This window comes from Kitasatospora purpeofusca (assembly GCF_036010405.1).
Classification (GTDB): Bacteria; Actinomycetota; Actinomycetes; order Streptomycetales; family Streptomycetaceae; genus Kitasatospora; species Kitasatospora purpeofusca.
This window is the reverse complement of the sequence record NZ_CP108561.1, coordinates 1921171-1944516: the sequence shown is the minus strand read 5'-3', so window position 1 is coordinate 1944516 and position 23346 is coordinate 1921171. Positions and strand designations below refer to the sequence as shown.

21 protein-coding genes are annotated in these 23346 nt (G+C 73.0%); 10 read left to right on the top strand and 11 right to left on the bottom strand.

Annotation, left to right across the window (positions count from 1 at the left end; genetic code table 11):
- Positions 1-24 precede the first annotated feature (24 nt).
- The gene (locus OG715_RS08360; protein WP_266275929.1) at positions 25-1263 is read left to right on the top strand and encodes a threonine/serine exporter family protein; all 1239 of its coding nucleotides are present in this window, start codon (positions 25-27) and stop codon (positions 1261-1263) included.
- A 21-nt stretch (positions 1264-1284) separates the two neighbouring features.
- On the opposite strand, the gene OG715_RS08355 is transcribed toward OG715_RS08360, so the two are convergent.
- Entirely contained in the window at positions 1285-1863 is a 579-nt protein-coding gene (locus OG715_RS08355; RefSeq protein ID WP_266275931.1) for a GNAT family N-acetyltransferase, read from the bottom strand.
- A gap of 220 nt (positions 1864-2083) precedes the next feature.
- Positions 2084-3601, bottom strand: a complete 1518-nt coding sequence (locus OG715_RS08350; RefSeq protein ID WP_266275934.1) for an MFS transporter — start codon at positions 3599-3601, stop codon at positions 2084-2086.
- Between the two features lie 70 nt (positions 3602-3671).
- Between OG715_RS08350 and OG715_RS08345 the strand changes: the two genes are divergently transcribed.
- Positions 3672-4421, top strand: coding sequence for a TetR/AcrR family transcriptional regulator (locus OG715_RS08345; RefSeq protein WP_266275936.1), 750 nt, complete (start codon positions 3672-3674; stop codon positions 4419-4421).
- A 99-nt stretch (positions 4422-4520) separates the two neighbouring features.
- On the opposite strand, the gene OG715_RS08340 is transcribed toward OG715_RS08345, so the two are convergent.
- The 3 genes from OG715_RS08340 to OG715_RS08330 form a co-directional block, all read right to left on the bottom strand.
- Positions 4521-5213: an aggregation-promoting factor C-terminal-like domain-containing protein gene (locus OG715_RS08340; RefSeq protein WP_266275938.1), complete on the bottom strand. Its 693-nt coding sequence runs from the start codon at positions 5211-5213 to the stop codon at positions 4521-4523.
- A 621-nt stretch (positions 5214-5834) separates the two neighbouring features.
- The gene (locus OG715_RS08335; protein ID WP_266275940.1) at positions 5835-6800 is read right to left on the bottom strand and encodes an EI24 domain-containing protein; all 966 of its coding nucleotides are present in this window, start codon (positions 6798-6800) and stop codon (positions 5835-5837) included.
- Positions 6801-7004: 204 nt separating this feature from the next.
- A complete protein-coding gene (locus OG715_RS08330) occupies positions 7005-8468 on the bottom strand; it encodes an amino acid permease (protein WP_266275942.1) in 1464 nt (487 codons plus the stop codon).
- 269 nt (positions 8469-8737) lie between these two features.
- On the opposite strand from OG715_RS08330, the gene OG715_RS08325 reads away from it, so the two are divergent.
- Entirely contained in the window at positions 8738-10033 is a 1296-nt protein-coding gene (locus OG715_RS08325) for a metallophosphoesterase (RefSeq protein WP_266277388.1), read from the top strand.
- Positions 10034-10081: 48 nt separating this feature from the next.
- Here the strand turns inward: OG715_RS08325 and OG715_RS08320 are convergent, their stop codons facing one another.
- Entirely contained in the window at positions 10082-10291 is a 210-nt protein-coding gene (locus OG715_RS08320) for a hypothetical protein (RefSeq protein WP_266275944.1), read from the bottom strand.
- 127 nt (positions 10292-10418) lie between these two features.
- On the opposite strand from OG715_RS08320, the gene ku reads away from it, so the two are divergent.
- Together ku and OG715_RS08310 are read left to right on the top strand one after the other, a co-directional pair.
- Positions 10419-11594, top strand: a complete 1176-nt coding sequence (gene ku, locus OG715_RS08315) for a non-homologous end joining protein Ku (protein WP_266275946.1) — start codon at positions 10419-10421, stop codon at positions 11592-11594.
- A 31-nt stretch (positions 11595-11625) separates the two neighbouring features.
- The gene (locus tag OG715_RS08310) at positions 11626-11904 is read left to right on the top strand and encodes a hypothetical protein (protein ID WP_266275948.1); all 279 of its coding nucleotides are present in this window, start codon (positions 11626-11628) and stop codon (positions 11902-11904) included.
- Positions 11905-11966: 62 nt separating this feature from the next.
- On the opposite strand, the gene OG715_RS08305 is transcribed toward OG715_RS08310, so the two are convergent.
- From OG715_RS08305 to OG715_RS08285, 5 genes are all read right to left on the bottom strand, one after another.
- Positions 11967-13685: a DUF2079 domain-containing protein gene (locus tag OG715_RS08305; protein ID WP_266275950.1), complete on the bottom strand. Its 1719-nt coding sequence runs from the start codon at positions 13683-13685 to the stop codon at positions 11967-11969.
- A gap of 71 nt (positions 13686-13756) precedes the next feature.
- Positions 13757-15202 (bottom strand): DUF2079 domain-containing protein, encoded by a 1446-nt coding sequence (locus OG715_RS08300; protein WP_266275952.1) that lies wholly within the window; start codon positions 15200-15202, stop codon positions 13757-13759.
- A 309-nt stretch (positions 15203-15511) separates the two neighbouring features.
- Positions 15512-15970 (bottom strand): RICIN domain-containing protein, encoded by a 459-nt coding sequence (locus OG715_RS08295; protein ID WP_266275954.1) that lies wholly within the window; start codon positions 15968-15970, stop codon positions 15512-15514.
- Between the two features lie 357 nt (positions 15971-16327).
- Positions 16328-17716, bottom strand: a complete 1389-nt coding sequence (locus OG715_RS08290) for an NADP-dependent succinic semialdehyde dehydrogenase (RefSeq protein ID WP_266275956.1) — start codon at positions 17714-17716, stop codon at positions 16328-16330.
- Positions 17717-17879: 163 nt separating this feature from the next.
- Entirely contained in the window at positions 17880-18161 is a 282-nt protein-coding gene (locus OG715_RS08285; RefSeq protein ID WP_266275958.1) for a DUF6158 family protein, read from the bottom strand.
- 152 nt (positions 18162-18313) lie between these two features.
- Between OG715_RS08285 and OG715_RS08280 the strand changes: the two genes are divergently transcribed.
- The 5 genes from OG715_RS08280 (at position 18314) to OG715_RS08260 (ending at position 23251) form a co-directional block, all read left to right on the top strand.
- Positions 18314-19309, top strand: a complete 996-nt coding sequence (locus tag OG715_RS08280; protein ID WP_266275960.1) for an adenosine deaminase — start codon at positions 18314-18316, stop codon at positions 19307-19309.
- 539 nt (positions 19310-19848) lie between these two features.
- The gene (locus OG715_RS08275) at positions 19849-20799 is read left to right on the top strand and encodes a hypothetical protein (RefSeq protein ID WP_266275962.1); all 951 of its coding nucleotides are present in this window, start codon (positions 19849-19851) and stop codon (positions 20797-20799) included.
- 75 nt (positions 20800-20874) lie between these two features.
- A complete protein-coding gene (locus OG715_RS08270) occupies positions 20875-21783 on the top strand; it encodes a hypothetical protein (RefSeq protein ID WP_266275964.1) in 909 nt (302 codons plus the stop codon).
- A 12-nt stretch (positions 21784-21795) separates the two neighbouring features.
- Positions 21796-22821 (top strand): ImmA/IrrE family metallo-endopeptidase, encoded by a 1026-nt coding sequence (locus OG715_RS08265; protein WP_266275966.1) that lies wholly within the window; start codon positions 21796-21798, stop codon positions 22819-22821.
- Positions 22822-22966: 145 nt separating this feature from the next.
- Positions 22967-23251 carry a DUF3892 domain-containing protein gene (locus OG715_RS08260; RefSeq protein ID WP_266275968.1) on the top strand — a complete coding sequence of 95 codons (285 nt, stop codon included), beginning with the start codon at positions 22967-22969 and terminating at the stop codon, positions 23249-23251.
- Positions 23252-23346 lie beyond the last annotated feature (95 nt).

The window sequence follows — 23346 nt, the reverse complement described above, 5'->3', positions numbered from 1 at the left end:
GGCGGCGCGCGGACGGAGGCGGGCATGGAGCAGCGGACGCGGCCGCCCCGGTGGGGCGAGCTCACCGCCTTCCTGACCCGGCTGACCTCCCTCCTGCTGCGCAACAGCGGCGAGGGCGTTCAGCAGCTGGAGCCGGAGGTGGAGGGCGCGGCGCGGGCCTTCGGCGGTGCGGCGCGCCTGCTGGTCGTCCCGGACGGCGCGGTGCTGACCGTCACCGCCGACGGCCATACCGGCACGGTGACGGTCCGGGCGTTCCCCGAGGTGTTCCGGCTCGACCAGCTCGCCGCCGTGAAGCCGCTGCTCGCCGAGATCCGGGCCGGCCGGCTCGACCTGCCCGCCGCGGCCGCCCGGCTCGCCGCCATCGACACGGCCCCGCCGCCGTACCCCTGGTGGGTGAAGGCGATCGGGATCGTGATGTTCGCCATCGGCTTCGCCCCGCTGATGCAGCCGACCTGGTGGGAGGTCGGCTCCACCGCCGTCCTCGGCCTGGCGACCGCGGCGCTCGCGGTCGGGGCGGCCCGCTGGCCCAGGCTGGGCGCGGTGCTGCCGTTCGTGGCGGCCGTGCTGGTGTCGGTGATCGCGCTGCTGGTGTTCGCCCGGACCCCGGAGCACGGCGGGCCGGTGCTGATCATGCTGCCCGCGCTGTTCTTCTTCGTCCCCGGCGACTACCTGAGCGCCGCCGCCGCCGAACTCGCCGCCGGGCACATCACCCCGGGCGCGGTGCGGCTGGTCTACGCGGGGTTCCTGCTGCTCCAGCTGTACGTCGGCGTGCTGGTCGGACTCGCCGTCACCGGGCGGGACCGGCACGCGCTGTTCGACGTGGCCGCCGCGCAGGACCTGCCGCGCTGGGCGCTGTTCACGGCCTGGATCGTCTTCACGACCGGCACCGTGCTGGCCTTCGCGATCCCGCTGCGGTTCGGGCCGTCGCTGCTGCTGCTGGTCTATCTGACGGTGGCGGTGCAGACGCTGTTCACCTGGCTGGCGGGCGAGGTCGCCGGGACCTTCGTCGCCGCGGCCGCGCTCAGCGCCGCCGCGACCAGGGTCGGCCTCCGGCCGTCCGCGCCGCCGCGGCTGATCCTGCTGCTGCCCGGCTTCTTCACCCTGACCGTCGGCTCGCTCGGCATGCGCGGGCTGACCGACCTGGCCGGCGGTCATCCCATCGCCGGCTTCCGCGATCTGACGCAGTTGGTGACGCTGGTGACGACGATCGCGGTGGGCCTGCTGGCGGGCGAGGTGCTGGCGGCCGCCCGGCGCCGGGGCTGAGCCGGGGAGGGGAACGGGCCGTCAGACGGAGCAGCCGGCCGCCGGGACGGGGCGCTCCGCCGGGACGGGGTGCTCCGCAGGGACGGCGGCCAGCTCGCGCAGGTACCAGTCGAGCCGGTTGCCGGTCGGTTCCATGACCCGTTCGGAGTACCGGAATCCGGCCCGCCGGGCGACGGCCGCCGAGGCGGTGTTCTCCGGGTCGACCCGGATCACGCCCTCGCTCGCGCCCTCCTGCGCCGCGTACCGGCACACCAGGTGCACGGCCCGGGTCGCCAGGCCCCGGCCGCGCCAGGCGGGGTAGAGGCCGTAGGCGATGTTGACCTGTCCCGGGCCGAGGCGCGGCATCGCGAACCGCAGGTCGATCGTGCCGGCCAGCACCGGCTCCGGCCCGGTCCGGATGCCGAACACCCGGGCCGGCCCCCGGTACAGCCACTGCGCGGTGCACCGCCGCACGTACTCCTCGGTGCCCGCGCGGGTGCTCGGCCCGCCGTTCAGCCAGCGCACCAGCTGGTCGTCCTCGCCCGCCAGGTGCGCGTCGATGTCCGCCACCCGGAACGGGGTGAGCACGACGACCCCGTCCGAGAGCCTCACCTGATCCATGCGCCCACTCTGGCCCGGCGCGCACTCGCCGGGCCACTGGGATTTCGGCCAGCCCGCATTCGAACGGACGGTCAACGAAGCACCGCGAATCGTTCTCGAACGAGCCCCTGGCGAGCCCCGAGCGAGCCATCGGCGAGCGTCGGGCGAGCCCCGAACGAGCCTCGGACCGCCCCCGGACGGTGCGGGGACGGCCCGGAGGCGCCGCGTCCGGCGGGTGCGCTCAGCGGCCGGTCCGCGTCGTCGTGCCGCGCAGCAGGACCGCCACGGCGACGGCGGCGAGGGTGACGACGCCCGCGGCGGTCAGGACGGTCAGGTGCATCGCGTGGACGAAGGCGTCGCGGGCCCGGTCGGCGACCGGCGGTCCGAACCGGGAGGCGGCGGCGAGCGAGGAGCGGGCGGCGTCGGCGAGCTGCGGCGGCAGTCCGGCGATGTCCACCCGGGCGCGGTAGCCGGCGGTCAGGACGCTGCCGAGCACGGCGATCCCGAGGGCGCCGCCCAGCTCCCGGGCCAGGTCGTTCATCGCCGAGCCGACGTTCTGCAGGGCGCTCGGCAGGGCCTCGGTGATGGCGGTGGTGGCGGGTGTCATGGCGAGCCCGGCGCCCAGGCCGAGCGGGAACAGGACGGCCGCCACCAGCCACCCGGAGCTGTCGGCGTCCAGCAGCCCGAGCGAGGCCAGCGCGCCCGCGATCAGCAGCAGGCCCGCGACCCAGGGGCCGCGCGCGCCGAACCGGTCGGTCAGCCGGGGGCTGAGCCGGGCGCCGGGCGCCATCCCGAGCGCCATCGGCAGCAGTGCGACGGCCGCCGCCAGGGCGCTGCGCTCCCGGACCAGCTGGAGGTACTGCATGATCACGAAGAGGTAGCCGAAGAAGGCGAAGAACTGGCAGGTGATCGACAGCGTCCCGGCCGCGAACCGGCGCTCGCGGAACAGCCGGGGGTCCAGCAGCGGGTGCCGCCGCCGCAGCTCCCAGCGGACGAAGCCGGCCAGCAGCGCCAGCCCGGCGAACCCGCCGACGAGGGTCCACGGGTCGGCCCAGCCCCGGACCGGCGCCTCGATCACCGCGTAGACCAGGGAGCCGAGACCGGCCACGGCCAGCAGGGCGCCGACGACGTCCAGCCGGGGCGCGTCCGGCTCGGCGGACTCGGGGACGAACAGCAGGGTGCCGGCCAGGGCCAGGACCGCGAGCACCACGTTCAGGACGAAGATCGACGGCCAGGACCACAGCTCCAGCAGGAGGCCGGTGGCGAACAGGCCGAGCACCGCCGCCGCGCCCGCGACCGCCGCCCAGGCGGCGACGCCCCGGGCCCGCCGCTCCGGCGGGAAGGTGCTGGTGATCGTCGACAGGGTGGCCGGCATGACCAGCGCCGCGCCGACGCCCAGCAGGGCGCGCAGCCCGATCAGGGCATCGGGGTCGGTGGTCAGCGCGGCGAGTCCGGAGCCGGCGCCGAACACCGCCAGGCCCACCAGCAGGGCCCGCCGCCGCCCGAACCGGTCCCCGATGGCACCGGCCGGCAGCAGCAGGGCGGCGAACACCAGGCTGTAGGCGTCGATGATCCAGGACAGCTGGGTCTGGCTGCCGCCGGTGGCGCGGGCGATGTCCGGCAGGGCCACGTTGAGCGAGGCCATCGCGGCGACCACGGTGGCCAGCGCGAGACAGGTGACGAGGAGGACGGCGCGGTGGCGGCGGTCCGGGGCGGCGGGGGCGGCCGCCCGGTCCGGACGTGCGGCGGTGGCGGGCATGACGGGACTTCCTCACGCTGGTCGGTCGGTGCCCGACCAGCGTGGGCGCGCTGCGGCTAGCATTTCAACCATGATGAATTCTTCCGGGGCAGCGGCCGAGGAGACAGCGGCCTGCGAGACGGTGGCCGGGGGGACGGCGGGCGGGGGGACGGCGCCCCGCCGGGGCCGGCGCAGCGGGAACTCCGGGGCCAGGGAGCAGATCCTCGCCGTCGCCCGCCGCCGCTTCCTGTCCGAGGGGTACCACGCGGTCACGCTCCGGTCGGTGGCCGCCGAGGCGGGCGTGGACCTCGCCCTGGTCAGCTACTACTTCGGCAGCAAGAAGGGCCTGTTCGGGGCGGCCCTCGCCCTGACCGGGAACCCGGCGGTGCTGCTGGCCGGGGCACTGGACGGCGAGCTGGAGACCTTCCCCGAGCGCGCCCTGCGGCTGCTGATCGGAGTCTGGGACGCCCCCGACAGCGCGGGCCCGCTGCGCGCCATGATCGGCGGCTCGGCGCTGGACCCGGCGGTCGCGCAGCTGGTGGGCGAGGTGGTGCAGCGGGAGATGGTGGACCTGGTCGCGGCCCGGCTCGGCGGTGCGGACGCCCGTCGGCGCGCCTGCCTGTTCGGCACCCAGCTGGCCGGGCTGATCATGGCCCGCTACGTGCTGCGGCTCCAACCGCTCGCCGCGCTGCCGGCCGATGAAATCGCGCGCTCCTATCTGCCACTGCTGCGCCAGGCGCTGTGGGGGCGCCCCGGCGGTCCCGGCGGCCCCGGTGGCCCGGGTGGCCCGGGTGGCCCGGGTGCTCCCGGTGGACGGAGGGCGGGCGGGGGCCGGCTCTGAGTGCGCGCGGCCGGGCCCCGAACGCGGCCGAGCCCGCAGGCGGGGGCCTGCGGGCTCGGTGCGGTGCGGTGCTGGGGGCGGCGGGGTGCCGGGGTCGGCTCAGTACCAGTGGTGGGACTGCCAGAACGACCAGGCGCCGCACGGGCTGCCGTAGCGGGAGTTCATGTAGTCCAGGCCCCACTTGATCTGGGTGGCCGGGTTGGTGCGCCAGTCGGAGCCGGCCGAGGCCATCTTGGAGCCGGGCAGGGACTGGACCAGGCCGTAGGCGCCGGAGGAGGCGTTGGTGGCGGTGACGTTCCAGCTGCTCTCGCGGGACACGATGTTGCTGAAGCACTGGAGCTGGCCGGCCGGGACGATCTGGGCGGCGATCTCGCGCGGGCTGCCCGAGTAGGACGGCTTGCTGTTCAGCGCGGAACGCTCCTGCGAGCGGGAGGCGGCGGCGTCCGACTTCGCCTTGGCATCGGCTGCCTTCGCCGCGGCCTGGGCGTCGGCCTGCGCCTGGGCGTCGGCCTGAGCCTGTGCGGCAGCAGCAGCGGCGGCGTCCGCCTCGGCCTGCGCGGCGGCGGCCTGGGCGTCGGCCTGGGCCTTGGCGTCCGCCTCGGCCTGCGCCTGCGCGGCGGCCTGCGCGTCCGCCGAGATCCCGCCGGTGGTGGCGGCCACCGCGGCGACGGGCGCCTCGGCGACGGCGGTGCCGCTCTCCGGGATGGCGAGGGCGGCGGTGGCCGCGCTCGCCACCACGAGGGTGGCGACACCGGTGATCAGCGAGTTGCGGCGGGCATGGCTGAGCTGCATGGAGCGGACAATCCTTTTCCGTCGGGGTGCCGTCAGGGCCGGGTGGCCGTCGGGGCGTGCCGGCCCCGGGCGGGGCGGCGGCGCGGGCGCCGGGCATCACACGGGGCCCGCTCGGGGGAGCGGCCCGCGGGTGGCGTACGGGACGGCCGTGGTGTGCCTGCCCGCCCCGGCGAAGTGCGGGGCGGCGGGAGCTGCGCGGCGGGGGGACCGGCCGCGCTGCCTGGCGACGGACCATTCTTGGCAGAGCCCGGCACGGGCGGCAAAGGCGCGGGCTACTACGGTCGGTAGTGGTTCGAGGGCCCGGAAACGGCGAAGCGCCCGGCCGATGGCGGGCGTTTCGAGGTGATTTGTCCGTATTTGCCAATCGATGGGACGGACCCCGGGATCGTCGACGAACGATCGGCCCGAACCGGCCGACCGCCTGCGTTCTTCGGGTCCGTGACGGCCGGTCCACCGTCCGGGTCGGGTGTCGGGCCGGCCGGTCCCGACCGGGGGCTGCGGACCGTCGCCCGACCCACCACTATCGGCGGTAGTTGATCGCCGGCGCCCTGTGGGGGGCCTCACACGAGGGGGCGGCGAACCGCACGCGTTGTGACGGCGCGGTCACCCGTTCCGGTACGGTCACGCGCTCCGGTACGGATTCGGCTCCGCGGACTGCGGCGCACCGGAGTAGGAGTCCTTCGCGTAGGGGTTGTCCGGGTACGGGTTCCCGGCGTACGGGTTGTCCGCGTACGGGTTGGCCGCCGCCGGCTGCTGCGCCCGGTACTCCGGCACGTCCGGCACGTCCGGGACGGCCGCCCGGTCCGGGGACTCCCCTTCCTCCGGCTCCTCGTCCGTCCCGGGCTCCTCCTCGACCGGCACCAGGTCGCGGGCCAGCAGGGTGGCCCCGGCGACGGCGCCCGGCATGGCGACCACCGTCACCAGCGGGACGAGGAACCCCAGCACCAGCGGCACGCCGAAGCCGAAGGCCAGCCCGAGCCGCCCGCGCAGCAGTCGCAGCCGCTCCCGCTGCGGCACCCCGCGCCGCTGCAGGGCGACGGAGGTCAGCTCCAGCGTGAGGAAGAAGCCGGAGACCAGGAAGCCCAGCACCGGGACGACGGTCTGCCCGACCACCGGGACGAACCCGGCCGCGAACAGCAGCACGCCGAAGCCGCCCGCCCGCACCAGGACGAAGAGGCTGTCCCGGGCCGCCACCACCAGCTCGCGCCAGAGCGGCACGTCCGGCGGGGTCGGCGCGCCGCCCTCGGTCTCGTCGACCTTCTCGCAGAGCTCCTCGTAGAACGGCTGGCCGACCAGCAGGGTGACCGCGGTGAAGGTGAGCACGGAGAGCAGCAGTCCGCCGACGAACACCAGCGCGGCGAGCGTGGTGCGCAGCAGGTCCTGCCAGAACGAGGTCCAGTGGTCGGCGAACGGGGTCGCCCAGGCGGCGATGTCCCCGGCCCAGCCGCCGAGGAGGAACAGCGCCACCACGTAACCGGCCAGGGTGATCAGCGCCGGGATCATCCCGAACGCCCACCAGCGGCCGTGCCGCGCCACCCACCGCTGGCCCTTGGCCAGGTACCCCAACCCCGCTGCAAGATCTCGCATGAGGGGAAGGGTAGGTGCTGACGGGTCGCCGGGTCATGTCCGTCCGGTCACGGAACGGAACCGGCGGTTCCCGGCCGGGGCGGTAGGGGCGGCATCAGGCCGGGCGGGCGGGTGGAAAAGGTGGGCGGGCACAACGGCACCGGGCCCGGGAGCCTCCGCAACGGCTCCCGGGCCCGGTGCCCGCGGACGGTACTGCGCCCCGGCTCAGGATGCCGGTGCCTCCACCGCGGCCCGCCGCCGACGGCCCACCACGGCCGACGCCGCCAGCACGACAACTGCGGCGACCAGCGACAGGTACATCTGCTTCCGACCGTCGGCGTCGGTGAACATGTACGCCATCACGAACCCGATCATGCCGATCGCGGCCCAGGTGAGGTACGGGTACAGCCACATCCGGACGGTCAGCCGCTCCGGCATCTCGCGCTCGATGATCCGGCGCATCCGGAGCTGGGAGAAGCAGATCACGAGCCACACGAAGAGCGCCACCGCGCCGGAGGAGTTCAGCAGGAAGGAGAAGACCGTGTCGGGGGAGGTGTAGTTGAAGAAGACGGCCACGAAGCCGAACACCACCGAGGACAGGATCGCCACCTGCGGCACGCCGCGCCGGTTCACCGTCGCGAAGGCCTTGGGCGCGTCGCCGCGCTGTCCGAGCGAGAAGGCCATCCGGGAGGCGGTGTACATGCCCGAGTTGAGGCAGGACAGCACGGCGGTCAGCACGATCACGTCCATCACCCGGCCGGCGCCCGGGATGCCCACGTGCTCCAGCACCGCGACGTACGGGCTGCCCTTGACGGCGGCGGAGTCCCACGGCAGCAGGGTCACCACGAGCAGGATCGAGCCGAGGTAGAAGATCCCGATCCGCCAGATCACGCTGTTGGTGGCCTTGCTGACCGCCTTCTCCGGGTCCTCGGACTCGCCGGCGGCCAGGGTGACGATCTCGCTGCCCATGAAGGCGAAGACGACGGTGAGCATGCCGGTGAACACCGCGCCCACCCCGTGCGGCAGGAAGCCGCCGTGGCCGGTCAGGTTGCTGGTGCCGACCGCGTGGGTGCCGGGCAGCAGGCCGAACACGGCCAGGGTGGCGACGACCAGGAAGGCGGCGATGGCCACCACCTTGATGCCGGCGAACCAGAACTCGAACTCGCCGTAGGAGGCGACCGAGCCCAGGTTGGTCGCGGTCAGCACGGCCATCACGATCAGGGCGAACGCCCACTGCGGGACGCCCGGCATCCAGCTGTTGAGGATCTTCGCGCCGGCGGTGGCCTCGACGGCCAGCACCACGACCCAGAAGAACCAGTACAGCCAGCCGATGCTGAAGCCGGCCCAGCGGCCCAGCGCCCGGTCCGCGTAGGCGGAGAAGGAGCCGCTCTGCGGATCGGCCGCGGCCATCTCGCCCAGCATCCGCATGACCAGGACGACCAGCACACCGGCCAGCGCGTAGGAGAGCAGGATGCCGGGGCCGGTGGACGCGATACCCGCGCCCGAGCCGACGAACAGGCCGGCGCCGATCACACCGCCGATGGCGATCATCGACAGGTGGCGGTTCTTGAGGCCGGCCTTGAGGTGGCCGTCGCCGCCGCGGCCGTGCCCGCCGTGCCCGGCGGGGTGCTGCTCGGCGGAGTCGCGGGGCGGAGGGGATCCGGCCCGGGTTGTGGTGTCCGCACTCATCGTGAGGGTGCCCTGTGCCTTTCCGGCGCGGCCCGACCCCCGGCTCGATCACCGGGGGGTGGGGGGACGGATCCGCGCATTGCGGTGCAACCTAACCTCTACCTCCGGGTATCGGAACAAGGTACCGGGAACTGTTCGCTCAGCGGACGAGAAAGCCCAGGTCAGAGCGGGTGAAGTGGTGGCCCGGAAAGCTCAGATCTGACGCATCGCCAGCAACTCGGGGCCCTCCCGGGGGGTTTGCCCGGCGGCCGTACATACTGGCGGGCGTGATGATCGTCCTCGTGGTGCTCGGCGTCCTCCTCGTGCTCGCCCTGCTGACCCTCGTCCACTGGTACCTCTGGCGCCGGCTGGTGCGCGACGTCTCGGCGCCCGGCGGCCGCTGGCGCCGGACCGGCACGATGCTCGCCGTCGTCCTGCCGCTGCTCTCGGTGGGGGCGCTGGTCGGCGGGCGGGCGTTCCCGATAGCGGTCGAACGCTGGTTCGCCTGGCCCGGCTACCTCTGGCTCGCGGTCCTGCTGTACCTGCTGCTCGCGCTCGGTGTCGGGGAGCTGGTCCGGCCGCTGCTGCTCCGGCTGCCCTCCCGGGCGGCGGTGCCGGAGGCGCCCGCGCCTGGTGCGCCGACGTCGGAGGACCCCGCGCAGGACGAGCCCGGGGTGGACGAGCCCGGGGTGGACGAGCCCGGGGTGGACGAGCCCGGGGTGAACGAGGTCGCCACCCCCGCCGCCCCCGCCGCGCCCTCGCCGGAACGGCGGCTGTTCGTCGCCCGGGCGGTCGCGATCGGGGCCTCCGGCGCGGCGGCGGCCGTGGTCGGCACCGGCATGTACGGGGTGCTGCGCGGGCCGAGGCTCAAGCAGGTGACCGTCCCGCTCGCCAAGCTGCCGGCCGCCGCGCACGGCTACCGGATCGCGGTGGTCAGCGACATCCACCTCGGCCCGATCCTCGGCCGCGCCCACACCCAGCGGATCGTGGACACCATCAACGCCGCGAAGCCCGACCTGATCACGATCGTGGGCGACCTGGTCGACGGCACGGTCCCCGAGCTCGGGCGGGACGCCGAACCGCTGGCGCAGCTGCGGGCCCGCGACGGCGCCTACTTCGTCACCGGCAACCACGAGTACTTCTCCGGCGTGGCGCCCTGGGTGGACTTCGTCCGCGAGCTGGGCGTCCACCCGCTGCAGAACGCCGGGGTCGAGCTCGGCGGCTTCGACCTGGCGGGGGTCAACGACATCGCCGGGGAGCGCGAGGGCGACGGCCCCGACTTCGGCCGGGCGCTCGGGGACCGCGACCCGGCCCGTACCGCCGTCCTGCTCTCGCACCAGCCGGTCACCATCCACGACGCGGTCCGGCACGGGGTCGACCTCCAGCTGTCCGGGCACACCCACGGCGGGCAGCTCTGGCCGGGCAACTTCGTGGCGGAGCTGGCCAACCCGACTGTCGCCGGGCTGGAGCGGTACGGCGACACCCAGCTCTACGTCACCCGCGGCGCCGGTGCCTGGGGCCCGCCGGTGCGGGTGGGCGCGCCGTCGGACATCACCATCGTCACGCTCGCCTCGCTCCGGGCCTGAACGGCGCCACCGGCGGTCGGGCGGCCCGGTGTCCTGCGGCGGGCGGGTTCAGGCCTCGGTGACGTCGAGCAGGACGACCCGGCGGCCGTCCGGGCGGCGGTGGAGCCGGGCGTCCAGCAGGGCCGGGATGTCGCTCTCCCGGGAGTGGCCCGGGACGAGGGTGACCTCCGCCTGCCGGACGCCCGGGCGGCCGGCCAGGGTGTAGCGGACGCGGTACGTCGTGGTGTCCGGCGGCGGGGGCGGTCCGAGGTCGCGCACGGTGCGTTCACCTCCGTTCGCCGTCCATTGTCCGCCGGTCGGCGGCAGGTGGCCGATCGGGACGAACCCGGGCAGAGTGGAAACCTCCGGGGCCGGCTCCGGGCGGGCTCCGGGAAGGAGCGACCCCATGCAGACCACCTGGAAGGGGACGATCAGCTTCGGCCTGGTCTCCATCCCCGTCCACCTGTACTCCGCCACCAAGGAGCACGACGTCCCCCTGCACCAGGTGCACGCCAAGGACGGCGGGCGGGTGCGGATGAAGCGGTACTGCGAGGAGGAGGAGAAGGAGGTCCCGTACGCGGAGATCGCCAAGGGCTACGAGTCCCCGGACGGCCGGACGGTCACGCTCACCGACGAGGACCTCGCCGACCTCCCGCTGCCCAGCAAGAAGATCATCGACGTGCTGGCCTTCGTCGACGAGGGCGAGATCGACCCGCTGATGTTCTCCAAGGCGTACTACGTCGGCGTCGCCGACAAGGCCGCCTCGAAGCCCTACGCGCTGCTGCGCGACGCGCTGGTGGAGTCCGGGCAGATCGCCGTCACCAAGATCGCGCTGCGCAGCCGGGAGTCACCGGCCGTGCTCCGGGTGCACGACGGCACGCTGGTGCTGCAGACCTGCATCTGGCCCGACGAGGTCCGCCCGGCGGCCGGGATCGCGCCCGAGGAGGACGTGACCGTGCGGCCGCAGGAGCTGCGGATGGCGCGCTCGCTGATGGAGACCCTCTCCGAGGACTTCGACCTGGAGCAGCTCCACGACGACTACCAGCAGGCGCTGCAGCAGGTGATCGAGGCGCGGTTGCAGGGGGTCGAGGTCCCGCACGAGGAGGAGGCGGGGGAGGCGCCGGACAACGTCATCGACCTGATGGAGGCGCTGCGCAGCAGTCTGCGGCGGGCCAAGGACGCCCACCCGGAGCGGTCCGGGGCCGAGGAGACGGAGTCCGACGAGACGGAGCCCGACGAGACGGAGCCCGACGAGACGGAGGCAGGGGAGCCGGTCGGGGAGCAGCCGCCGCCGCGCAAGCGTGCCGCCGCGAAGAAGGCGACGGCCACCAGGACAACGACGGCCGCGAGGACCACGGCCACGAGGACGGCGGCGACAAGGACGACGGCCGCGAAACCGTCGGCCGCCACGAGCAAGAAGTCCACGACCGCGAAGAAGTCCGCCACCGCGCCGAAGTCCGCGACCGAGAAGAAGAGCACGGCCGCGACGAAGCGGACGGCGGCAACGAAGAGCACGACCGCGAAGAAGTCCACGACCACCACCACGACCCGGAAGCCCGCCACTCCCCGGAAGGCCTCGTGACCTCCCCCCTCACCCCCGGAGGCGATTCCCGATGGACCTGATCACCTACAAGGCGCAGGACACCGGCCCCGACGCGCCCGCCCACCCGAGCCCGGCGCACCGGGCCTGGCACTGGCTGTGCAGTCTCTCCCCGACGGCCGTGGTCTTCCTGGTCGGCCTCTCGATCGGCCTGGGCGCCATCGGCACCCAGGCCTCGCTGACGTGGCTGATCGTCTTCAGCATCGTCTGGGGCGTGACCGTGCTGGCATTGGTCGGCGTCGTCGCCCGGTGGGCCACGCCCGGCCGGGGCCGCCACCGGATGGCCACCTGACCGTCCCCCGAGGGGTTCCGGTTCCCCGAGCAGCGGCTCGGGGGACCGGAACCCTCACCGGCTCAGCCCTTGAAGAGGTTGTGGCCGACGTCGGAGGGCACGAGCTCCTTGACCGGCGTACTGCTGTCGTCGGGCACCCGCGCGCCGGGCACCGGCTCGTCGCTCTCGCGGTGCAGCAGCACCACCCCGTGCTCGCCCCAGACCTGCCGGTAGCCGTGGGCCAGCAGCAGCTCGATCCGCTCGGCCTGCTCGGCCGAGGTCTGGAACGGGAAGGTCCGGGTGTCGGAGCGGATCAGGACGTAGTCGCGTCCGCGCGGCACGCCGTCGACCAGGACCACGTCGGTACGGCCGACCAGCCTCGGCACCACCTGGTTGTCGGCCTCGACCAGGGCGCCGTCCGGGATCTGCGCGGCGCCCCGGACCAGGGCCGCGTTGCTCGCCGAGGGGCGCCAGAAGGCCGGGGTCAGCAGGCTGACCCCGCCCAGTGCCAGGCTGCTGACCAGGGAGATCGCGACCACCGTGATGCCCAGGCCGTGGCCGGTGCGCCGGTGGAGCCCGCCCCGGGCGTGCAGGCGGCCGAGCGCCTCCAGGGTGGCGGTGAGCAGCACCGGCCACAGGAAGGCGTCGTAGTGGTGGGCGATCGACCAGTGGTTGGGGTTGTCCGACAGGACGCGTTCGGCGAGCAGCGGCAGCAGGCAGAGCGTGGTGGCGGAGCGCAGCGGCAGCAGCAGCAGGGTGCCGAACAGCCAGAGCACCAGCAGCGGCTTGACGGTGGCGTTGGTGGCGACCTGGACGAGCAGCAGGGGGTCGCCGAGCACGTTGCCGAACGCCGTCCCGGCGTCCGGGCCGAGCGGGCCGTACACCCAGTAGTAGTCGGGCTGGCCGCCCATGGCGGGGACGAGCGCGACGATGGCGAGCGCGGAGGCCAGCGGGCCGCCGATCAGCAGGCCCGCGCCGTAGGCGAGGGTGCGGCGGTCCCCGGCCCGTTCGCCCTGCCGGTCGCCGCGCGGGCGGCCGCGCCAGAGCAGGACCAGCCCGTACATGCCGACCAGCAGGCCGAGGTCCTCCTTGGTGAGGCAGAGCAGGGCGGCGGCGAGGGCGGCGGTGCCGTAGCGGCGGGCCAGGCCGCGTTCGAACATCAGCAGGGTGAGCGGGACGGCGAAGGCGACCTCGTGGAAGCCGCCCCGGCCGGCGGCGAGCAGGGGCCAGCCGAGGCCGTAGACGAGGCCGGCCAGGTCGGCGGCCAGGCGTGCGGTCCGCAGGCGCGCGGGGTCGGTCCCGGCCGGGTCCCCGGCCGTCGGCTCCCTGTCGCCGTCGCCGGTGCCGTCGGTCGGCGGGGCGAAGCAGCGCACCGCGATCCGGCGGACCAGCGGCACACCGGCGGCGAGCAGCAGGGCCTGGCCGAGGATCAGGGTGCGGGGGTCCTCCCAGATCCAGTAGAGCGGGGCGAGCGCGGCCAGGATCGGTGAGAAGTGGTCGCCCAGCAGGGAGAAGGCGGGCGGGAACTCGTGGTGGTAGCTCTTGACCGGCGAGATCGGCAGCCCTAAGTGCGCGTAGCCGGCCACACCCTGGTGGAAGATGCCGAGGTCGAAGCCGCCCAGCAGGACCGCCGACCACTGCTGGAGCCCGCAGGCCGCGACGACGGCGAAGCACAGCAGCGTCAGCGCGGCGGTCCGGCGGCCGGAGAGCGCGGCGGCGCCGGGTGCGGGCGGGCGCGCGGTGCGCGGCAGCAGCGGACGGTTCGGGCTGGTGGACGGGCTGAGCCCGGTTTCGACTGGCACGGGATCCCTGGGGTGGTCGGAGACGGGACGAGGGTCGCTGTCCGGCGGGCCGCGGGGCGGCGGGCGCCGGATCAGCCGGCCCCGGGACTGGGGGGCGCCGGGGTGTCGGCCGCCGCCGGGGCGGCGGTGCCGGGTGCCCGCCGCAGCAGGGTGATGCCGTGGTCGCTGCGCACCACCTGGTAGCCGCTGTGCTTGACGGTGGCGAGCTCCTGCCGCTCGCGCTCGGGCGCCATCGGCCAGCCCATCGGCTGCCCCTCGTCGACCACGATCCATTCAGCCGTGGACCAGTTCTGCGGCCAGCCGAACACGATGACCTCGCAGCGGTTGGTGAGCTGCGGTACCAGCCGGTTCGACGCGGAGACCCGGGCGCCGTCGGGGACGGTGGCGAGCACCGAGCGGGCGGCCTCGACCCGGGCCGGGGTCCGCCACAGTTCGGTGGAGAAGAGCTGCCCGAACGCGAAGCCCGGCAGCAGGGCCAGGGTGACCGCCAGACTGACCGGCAGTGCCGCGCGGGAGATCCAGCGGGGCACCAGCCCCTGCCGGCCGCGGGCCTTGACCAGCACGTCCACGAAGGCGGCGAAGACGATCGGCATCAGTACGGCGCTGTAGTGGTAACTCGTGCCCCAGTAGGCCGGGTTGTTGGACAGCAGCCGCCAGCCGAGGGTGGGCAGGGCGACGACCATGAGTGGGGATCGGGCGGCCAGCAGCACGGTCGGTGCCAGCAGCAGCAGGACGGTGGTGACCTTCTCGCCCGGGGTGATCAGGTCGAGCGGCAGGGTGAGCAGGTTCCGCCCGCCGGAGCCGCCGCTCAGGTTGTCCCAGTACGCGAAGCTGCCGCCCGGGCTCATCGCCGGGAGCAGCACCAGGAGTTCCACCAGCGAGGAGCCGACGCCGAAGAGGATGCCGGCCACGCCGACGCGCCGGTCGCCGCGCCACAGGATGTAGGCGCCGACGGCGGCCACGGTGATGCCGAGGTCCTCCTTGACCAGGACCAGCGGCGCGGCCCAGGCGAGCGCGGCGATCCAGCGCCGTTCGCCGAGCGCGACGACGGAGAAGGCGATCAGCGGGACGGCGAAGGTGATCTCGTGGAAGTCGAAGCCGAGGGCGGAGGCGAGCCCCCAGGAGAACCCGTAGCCGAGGCCGCTGACTCCGGCGGCGACCGGTCCGAGCTCGCGCAGCGCCCAGCGGGTGATCGGGACGGCGGCGACGGCGACCAGGGCCGACTGGGCCAGCAGCAGGACCTTCGCGGAGGGCCAGAGCCAGTAGAACGGGGCGAGGGCGGCCAGGGCGGGCGAGAAGTGGTCGCCCAGCAGGTTGAAGCCGGGGCCCTTGAGTTCGACGATCGGGCCCCGGCCCTCGGCGTAGCCGCGCACTCCCTGTTCGAAGATCCCGAGGTCGTATCCGCTGGTGAGCAGCAGTTCATGACGGCGAATGGTGAAGAATGAATAGGCCAGGAACAGCGTGAGGGCGACCGCCCAGGGGATGAATCGCACCCGCCGTTCGGCGGGGGACGTCACGCTCGACGGTTCGTCACCCTCCGTCCTGCGTTGAAGTGCTGATGTGAGTGTACTAATTGTCACTGAACATCCCCGTCGTTCCGGGTGCGAGTGGTCTGCGGCCGGTCTGTGGCCGATTCTTGTTCGACGCCCTCGGGGTGGCGGGCGGGTTCAGCCACGGGCGAACGCCGCCGGGCGTGTCGGCCCCCGGGCGGGCACCGTAGCATGGAGAAGCCCTCCCCGGCGATTGAGGCGCCGGGGAGGGCACTCATATCCTGCCTGATCGTCAGATCATCATGCTGTATTGATGATCACGGATCTGACGGGTATTCACCTCCACTGCTGGTACGAGCCGCCGTTGCCGCTCAGGGTGTAGACGCTGCCGTTGCCGTTGCTGTCCAAGTAGAGGCCGGTCGCGAGGTTCCGGTAGGTGTGCCCGTAGGGGCCGTTGCCCCGGACCCACTTCTGGTAGCTGCCGCCGTTGCAGCTCAGCGCGTAGACGCTGCCGTTGCCGTTGGAGTCGAGGCAGAAACCGGTGGCCTTGTTGCGCAGGGTGAAGGTGGAGCCGCCCAGGTCGCTGGAGTACCAGCGCTGGTACGAGCCGCCGTTGCCGGGGAGGGTGTAGACGTTGCCGTTGCCGTTGCTGTCGAGGTAGCGGCTGGTGGCGACGTTCTGGAGGGTGATCTCGCTGGTGGCGGCGCTCGCCTGGCCGGCGGCCAGAACGGTCGCGCCACCGGCCAGGACGGCGGTCGAGGCGACGAGGGCGACGGTGCGCTGGAGGAGATTCATCGCATTTCCTTCCCGTGGTGACCGGCCCTCCGGCCGGTCGTTACGGAACTTATCCGGAAATGCGCCGGTGGCGATATGGCGACCGGTCCGGCCCGACCTTCTTCGGCCACGGTGAGTTATATCGTCAAAATGCTCTGAATATTAGCGCAATAATTCACGCCTGTTTGTCAACGAAGGGGTTTTTGTGGAGGGTCCGTCCGGACCATGTGAAGGGCGAGAGGTTCCCTTTCGGGCGGCGGAGCCGGGGCAAGTGGGCAAATCGGGCAATCGACCGTGCCCGAACTTGGCCGGATCCGGCCGGGGCGCACGGCCCCGGCCGGGGGCGCGGAGGCGCACAGGTCGCGCGGGGGAGCGGACTCAGGCGATCCACACCGTGGTGATGTTGCAGAACTCCTTGATGCCGTGGCCCGACAGCTCGCGGCCGAAACCGGAGCGCTTGACGCCGCCGAACGGCAGTGCCGGGTGCGAGGCGGTCATGCCGTTGAAGAACACCCCGCCCGCCTGGATGTCCCGGACGAACCGCTCCTGCTCCGCCGGGTCCTCGGTCCAGACGTTGGAGCTGAGCCCGAACGGGGTGTCGTTGGCCAGCGCCACCGCCTCGTCCAGGTCGGCCACCCGGTAGACCGTGGCCACCGGGCCGAAGGTCTCCTCCTGGTGGATCCGCATCCGCGGCGTGATGCCGGTCAGCACCGTCGGCTCGTAGAACCAGCCCGCGTCCAGGCCCTCCGGCCGCCGCCCGCCGCACTCCACCCGGGCCCCGTGCGCCCGGGCGTCCTCGACCAGCTCGGCGATCTCGTCCCGGCCCTGCCGGCTGGCCAGCGGGCCGACCCGGGTCGCCTCGTCCATCGGGTCGCCGACCCGCAGCGCCGCCATGGCGGCGGTGAACGCGGCGGTGAACCGGTCGTAGACGTCGGTGTGCACGATGAACCGCTTGGCGGCGATGCAGGACTGCCCGTTGTTCTGCGCCCGCGCGGTGACGGCGGTGGCCGCGGCGGCCTCCGGGTCCGCGCTCGGCATCACCACGAACGGGTCGCTGCCGCCCAGCTCCAGCACCGCCTTCTTCACCTCGTCGGCCGCCGCGGCCGCGACCGCCCGCCCGGCCGGCTCGCTGCCGGTCAGCGTCACCGCGGCCACCCGGGGATCGCGGACCACCCCCTCCACCGCCGCCGAGCCGATCAGCAGCGTCTGGAAGCAGCCCTCCGGGAAGCCGGCCCGCCGGAACAGCTCCTCCAGCGCCACCGCCGTGCGCGGCACGTTGGACGCGTGCTTGAGCAGCCCGACGTTGCCCGCCATCAGCGCGGGTGCGGCGAACCGCACCACCTGCCAGAACGGGAAGTTCCACGGCATCACCGCCAGGACCGCGCCCAGCGGCCGGTAGCGCACATAGGCGCGGGCCGCCCCGGCGTCGGCCACGTCGGCCGGCTCCGGGTGCTCGTCGGCGAGCAGCGCCTCGGCGTTCTCGGCGTACCAGCGCATCGCCTTGGCGCACTTGGCGGCCTCGGCGCGGGCGGCGGCGATCGGCTTGCCCATCTCCTCGGTCATGGTCCGGGCGAGGCTCTCGCGGTCCTCGTCGAGCAGCTCGGCGGCGCGGCGCAGCAGTCCGGCGCGCTGGGCGAAGGAGGTGGTGCGGTAGGTGCGGAAGGCCTCCTCGGCGCGGGCCAGCCGTTGTTCCAGGCCGGCCGCGTCCAGCGGCTCGAAGGTCTCCAGGGTCTCGCCAGTTGCCGGGTTCACGCTTGCGATGGGCATCGGGGCCCCTCCCAGGGGTGCGCGGGGTGGAGGTGTCGGTCCTCCCACCCTGGCCCACCGCCCGCGGCCCGGGTACCACCCCCGCCCGGCGTGTCCCGGCGGACGGCCCGAGCAGGCCCGCCCCGGCCCGCGCCTGCTCGGGCAGCGCCTGCTCGGCCCGCGCCTACTCGGGCAGTGCCTCCGCCCGGGCCGCCGCGTCGCGGGCCCGGGCGCCGGCCCTGGTCCGCCCGGCGGTGATCAGACGGTTGGGGAAGCGGTGCAGGTACTCGGCCTCCAGCTGGCCGGTGCGCAGGGTGTGCCGCTTCAGGGCGTCCTCCGACCCGTACAGGAAGGTCTCGTGCCTGGTCCGGTGCAGCTGCTCCAGCTCGTGCAGCAGCGTGTCGTTGCCCAGGGCGTGCGGGGAGATGCCCTCGGGCCTGGCGTGCGCGGTGTCGGGGTGCGCCATGTCGACTCCTCCTCGGACGGAACTCCCCCCAGTACCCGGTGCCCCGTCGGCCCCTCCGGTACACCTGTTCGACGGCGGTGGGGTCGTCCCGGGGCTGCGGAAACGTAGGATGAAACCTTCGTATCCGTACCGAAACCACCGGACAGGCATCGATGGCAATCCCCAAGGCCGAACTCCACCTGCACATCGAAGGCACCCTGGAGCCCGAGCTGGCGTTCGCGCTCGCCCGGCGCAACGGCGTGGAGCTGCCGTTCGCGGACGCCGAGGAGCTGCGGCGGGCGTACGCGTTCGGCGACCTGCAGTCCTTCCTCGACCTGTACTACGCGCTGATGTCGGTGCTGCGGACCGAGGAGGACTTCGAGGAGCTGGCCGAGGCGTACCTGGCGCGGGCGGCGGCGCAGGGGGTGCGGCACGCGGAGATCTTCTTCGACCCGCAGGCGCACACCGCGCGCGGGATCCCGCTGCCGGTCGTCGTGGACGGGCTCGGGCGGGCGCTGGACCGGGCCGAGCGGCGGCACGGCATCAGCACCCGGCTGATCATGTGCTTCCTGCGGGACGAGTCGGCCGAGTCGGCGCTGGAGACCTTCGAGGCCGCCCGGCCGTGGTTCGGCGGGCGGATCACCGGGGTCGGCCTGGACTCCGCCGAGGTCGGCCACCCGCCGGCCAAGTTCCGCGAGGTCTACCGGCGGGCCGCCGAGGCCGGGCTGCACCGGGTCGCGCACGCCGGGGAGGAGGGCCCCGCCTCGTACATCACCGAGGCGCTGGACGTGCTCGGGGTGGAGCGGATCGACCACGGGCTGCGCTGCCTGGAGGACCCGGCGCTGGTCGAGCGGCTGGTCCGGGAGCGGATCCCGCTCACCCTCTGCCCGCTCTCCAACGTGCGGCTGCGCTGCGTCGACACCCTGGCCGACCACCCGCTGCCCGCGATCCTCGCGGCCGGCCTGCTGGCCACCGTCAACTCCGACGACCCGGCCTACTTCGGCGGCTACGTCGGCGACACCTTCGACGCCCTCGCCGAGGCGCTCGGCCTGGACGAGGACACCCTGCGCCTGCTCGCCGCCAACTCCTTCCGCGCCTCCTTCCTGCCCGAGGACCGCCGCACCGCCCTGCTGGCCGAGGTCGCCGCCTACGAGTTCGGTACCGCCTGAGCCGGGCCGCGGCGCCGCCCCCGCCAACGGGGACGGCGCCGCGGGCGCCGGACACAGCGAGGGTCAGAGCAGGGTCGACCAGTAGTACCAGGACTGGACGCGAACCGCGCTGGCCTGCGCAAATATGCTTGCATTCGGGCAAGTGATGGAAAATCGGACAAGCCTCTGACCTGGACTGTCCCGGGGTGACCCGCTCGAATGTGCCCTCAGATGTGCCCTCTGTGTGGCGCCGCGTCACGTCCAGCTTGAGGGGACGGCGGCCTCCGAGCGACGAACGCTCCTGCCAGTCCGGACGCGGCCGTGCGCTGGGCCGGGGGACTGGTGAGGGCCGACCGAGCAGTAGGCACTAGCGATGAAGCATACCTGAGTGCTTGATCAGCCATTTGCTGGAGCCTATTGTAATCCAACATTGGCGCAGCCAATATTCGCTTCTCGGGGGCCCTCGGCACGTCCCGCGCCATGGGTGCAGATGTTGGTGGTGCAGGTCGAGGCCCTCTGGCTGCGGACGCCGGGCAGGGATCGGGGAACCGGGGTGGCTCGTGGCAAGTAGCGCTTTCGAGGAGCTGTTGCAGACAGGCGAGCCGGGGCCTGTCACACTCGATCTGTTGCGGCAGCTGGTTCACCAGGTACGCCGAACCTACGGCTTTCCGCCGCCCGAGGGGTACACGGAGTGGAGCGATGATGCAGCCGACGACGTAATCACGTCGATGCTGACTCGCGAGGGAGAGGGACGGAAGTTCGTCACCAGCTGCTCCGTTCTCGCCGTCGACGAAGCCTCGCTGGAGCGCCTGTTTCTTGCAGCGATCAAGAATTTCCTGATCGATGAGGCGAAGAAGACGCCGCGGGGCAAGGTCCGGCGCCGGATCGCCCGTCTGATGAGCGAGGACCCGGTCTACCGGAAGGGTCCGGGTTCGCCACCGGGATGGGCGTTGGCCGAGCACGCCGAAGGCGCTATATGGCAGGGAGACCTCGACGACCTGATTGCGCAAGCAGCACGGGTGACAGGAGTCGGCATCACCCGCTGGAACCATTCCGGACCCACGCCCAAGCAGACGGTCCATGCCCTCAAGACCATTCTCCTGAAGGTGCTGCAGTACGCGCAGGGCGCGGTGCGGGAGGAAGACCTCGCCAAGGTCCTCCAGACCCGGTTCGAGCTCTTGGCGCCGGCCCGATTCATCACGCTGTACGCAGATGAGGGGGCTGTCTCCGAACTCGTCGAACAGCGCTCGGCTGACACGGCCGACCCTGTCAGGGGCGAGGGGTTGGCCGAGGACATCTGGCAGCGTCTGTCCCCCAACGAGCGCCTGCTGCTTCCCTACCTCGACGAGGACGCTCATCACGCGGCGCAGCTGTTGGAGATCCGGCGCGGCCACGCGGCTGCTGTTCTGTCGAACCTCAAGACGACGCTTGGTAGGGCATTGTCGGCGGAAACCGACCAGCAGTCGGTGATGGCGGCTCTGCTGTGGCGCTGCGACGGTGCCCCGTCCTGAACGGCCTCGAGTTATGTCGTCCGGATCCGGTGAAGAGAGAATGCACTGATGGACCACAGTCACGGGGGAGACGGTATGAGTTCTGTCCACACCAGGGCCTACCAGCGGCTGGTGGCCGCCGCGGCGCAGTTGAAGGTACCCGACGCCGTCCGCCGGGTGACCGCCGCACCACCCCGGGACCCGCAACCTGGCCAGATCTGGCGTGCGGCCTGGGAGGACGTGATCCAACTGCTGCTCGTCACAGCGGTTGGCGACAATGACGCTGTGCAGGCTGTACCGGCGTCCTTCGAACGGTTCGCCGACGCCGACACCTTGCTCCTACCCGCTTCGGCATCCACGTTGGAGGAGCCGCTGGCACTGTGGTGGGGTTTGGAGACCACCCTTCCGTGGTGTGTGCTGGACCGGCAGGTCAGTGAGCTGACCAGCCACCCTCCCGCCCTTACCGCACACACGCTCGCCGACGTCGTAGCCGACTCGCAGCGGGGCAGTGCCGCAGCCATGTCCGCTTCGGGCAACGAGTACCGCGAGGTCTTGGCCGACCGGGTCGCGGTCCTCCACTCGGGGCAGTGGGCCCCGCAGGGATCAGGAGGCTTGCCGCAGTTGTTTAGAGACAAGGCCGTCACTGCGGCGGATCTCGCGGCCGAGCTGAAGCTGCCGCCGCCGCAAGCATTGGCCGTGTGGAGGGGACAACAGCCCCTCACCACCGATCAGGCCGCCGCGCTGGCTGAGCGCCTCGGTCAGTCGGCCGGCCAGTTGATCGCGGCCAACCCCGCCTTGCCGCCGGATGTCGTGCACGAGCTGAACCGCCCCGTGCGCCGCGCGCAGGTGAAGGCGCTTGCTGCGAGATACGACGAAGCCGAGCAGGCAGCGCGGCTGCGCGCCGCGTACGGCATTTTCGCGCTTGCGGCACGCCAGGAGGGACCCGCCGGGCCGAACTGGACGGCACGCACGGACCGCTATTTCGAACTGGTTCTGGGCGAGTAGGGGGAGCGCCGCGTGGTCGACTACGTGCTCGCCGGCGCGGCCCGGACCCAAGCCTCGGCGATGGTCGAGGAGCTCGAAGCGGCCCGTCCCGGTGCGGTGGATCGCCTGGGGCAAGGCGCTCTCGCGGAGTTGAGGAGCTGGCCCGAGCTGATCGTTGTGAGTGTTGAGGAGAGTACGGCGGAGCAAGGATGCAGCGTCGCCGGGGCGTACGACTTCGGGCCGCCGCCGCGCCTGTCGGTCGCCACCTCGGCCAGCCACGGACGGCGGGACTTCACCGCCCTGCACGAGCTGGGCCACCACCTGCAGAAGAACAGCTTCGCCCTCATGGATGCCTTCAGCAGGGAACCTGATGGTGGCGTCCTCCTCGAGGACGCGGCTTGTGACGCGTTTGCCGCGGAGATCCTGCTGCCCGCCTCCCTCGTCGACCGGCACTTGGACGCCACGGGACCCGACGCGTCGGCGGTCGCCCAGCTGTGGCGCGCGAGCAATGCCTCCCGGATGGCGGTGTGTGTACGGGCCGCCCAGCGTCTGCCCGCGCCCGGGCACGTCCTTCTCCTCGATACGGCGGGGCGCCTCGTCTTCGGCGCCTCCCATGGTCTTCCGCCCCTGCGGCGCGGCAGCCGCCAAGGCGACATCCCCGTCATCGACCGCGCTCTGGCCGGCTCCGGCCGCGCGCAAGGGCGGACCCGGGTCCGCTACCGCGACGGCATCCTCGGACGCGAACTGCATGCCGACGTCACGGCGATGGACGGCTACCTCGTCGCCGTCCTCGTCGCCGACTCCGCCGCCTGGCGCGCCTTCACCCCGCCCACCCTCGACACAGGCCCCCAGTCGCGCGAGTACATCTGCGCGAGCTGTGACGAGGAGTATTCCTCCTTCGAATCGTCCTGCCCACGGTGCCGCATCCCCCGCTGCCCCGAGTGCAGCCGCTGCGCCTGCCCGCCCCGTGTCGCCGAACGCCGGTGCCCCGGCTGCTTCACCCTGCACCCGCCCGCGATGTTCCCTCCGGGCAGTGACCGTTGTCTGGACTGTGCCTGACGCCTCGCCAACCTCATCCGCACCGAGTTCACCGCTACTCGCGAGTTACGTCGTCTGTCCCAGGCGAAGCACCCCGCACCGGGGTGCTCACGGATCCGGGCGCCGGCCTCGGGGCCGTCGGAACCTCGTCGGCAGGAACAGAACCATGGCTATTCAGATCACTGCGGTACGCCTGTCCCCCGGCGGCGCCACGCACGAGCACATCACTCACCTGTGGTGGACTGACCAGGCGTCCGGCGACACCGGCAACAGCACCCGGGCACAGCTCGTCGACTGGATCGAGAACCAGTCCGGCAGGGCCTACACCTGCGACGCGGCCGGGCACCGCACGGAAGTCGCCGTGGTGACGCCCGCCCACGGCGAGAAGTACCTGCGGACCCGAGCCGATGGCGTGTGGACCAACAACCTCCTCGCCGTATTCCGGCGCTGACCCACCGCGGCACACGGCCGTCCGGCGCGCCGCTCTCGGCCGCGCGCCGAACAACCCGCCCCACGCTCCCCGGGAGAACCCGGGGCCGACCGCAC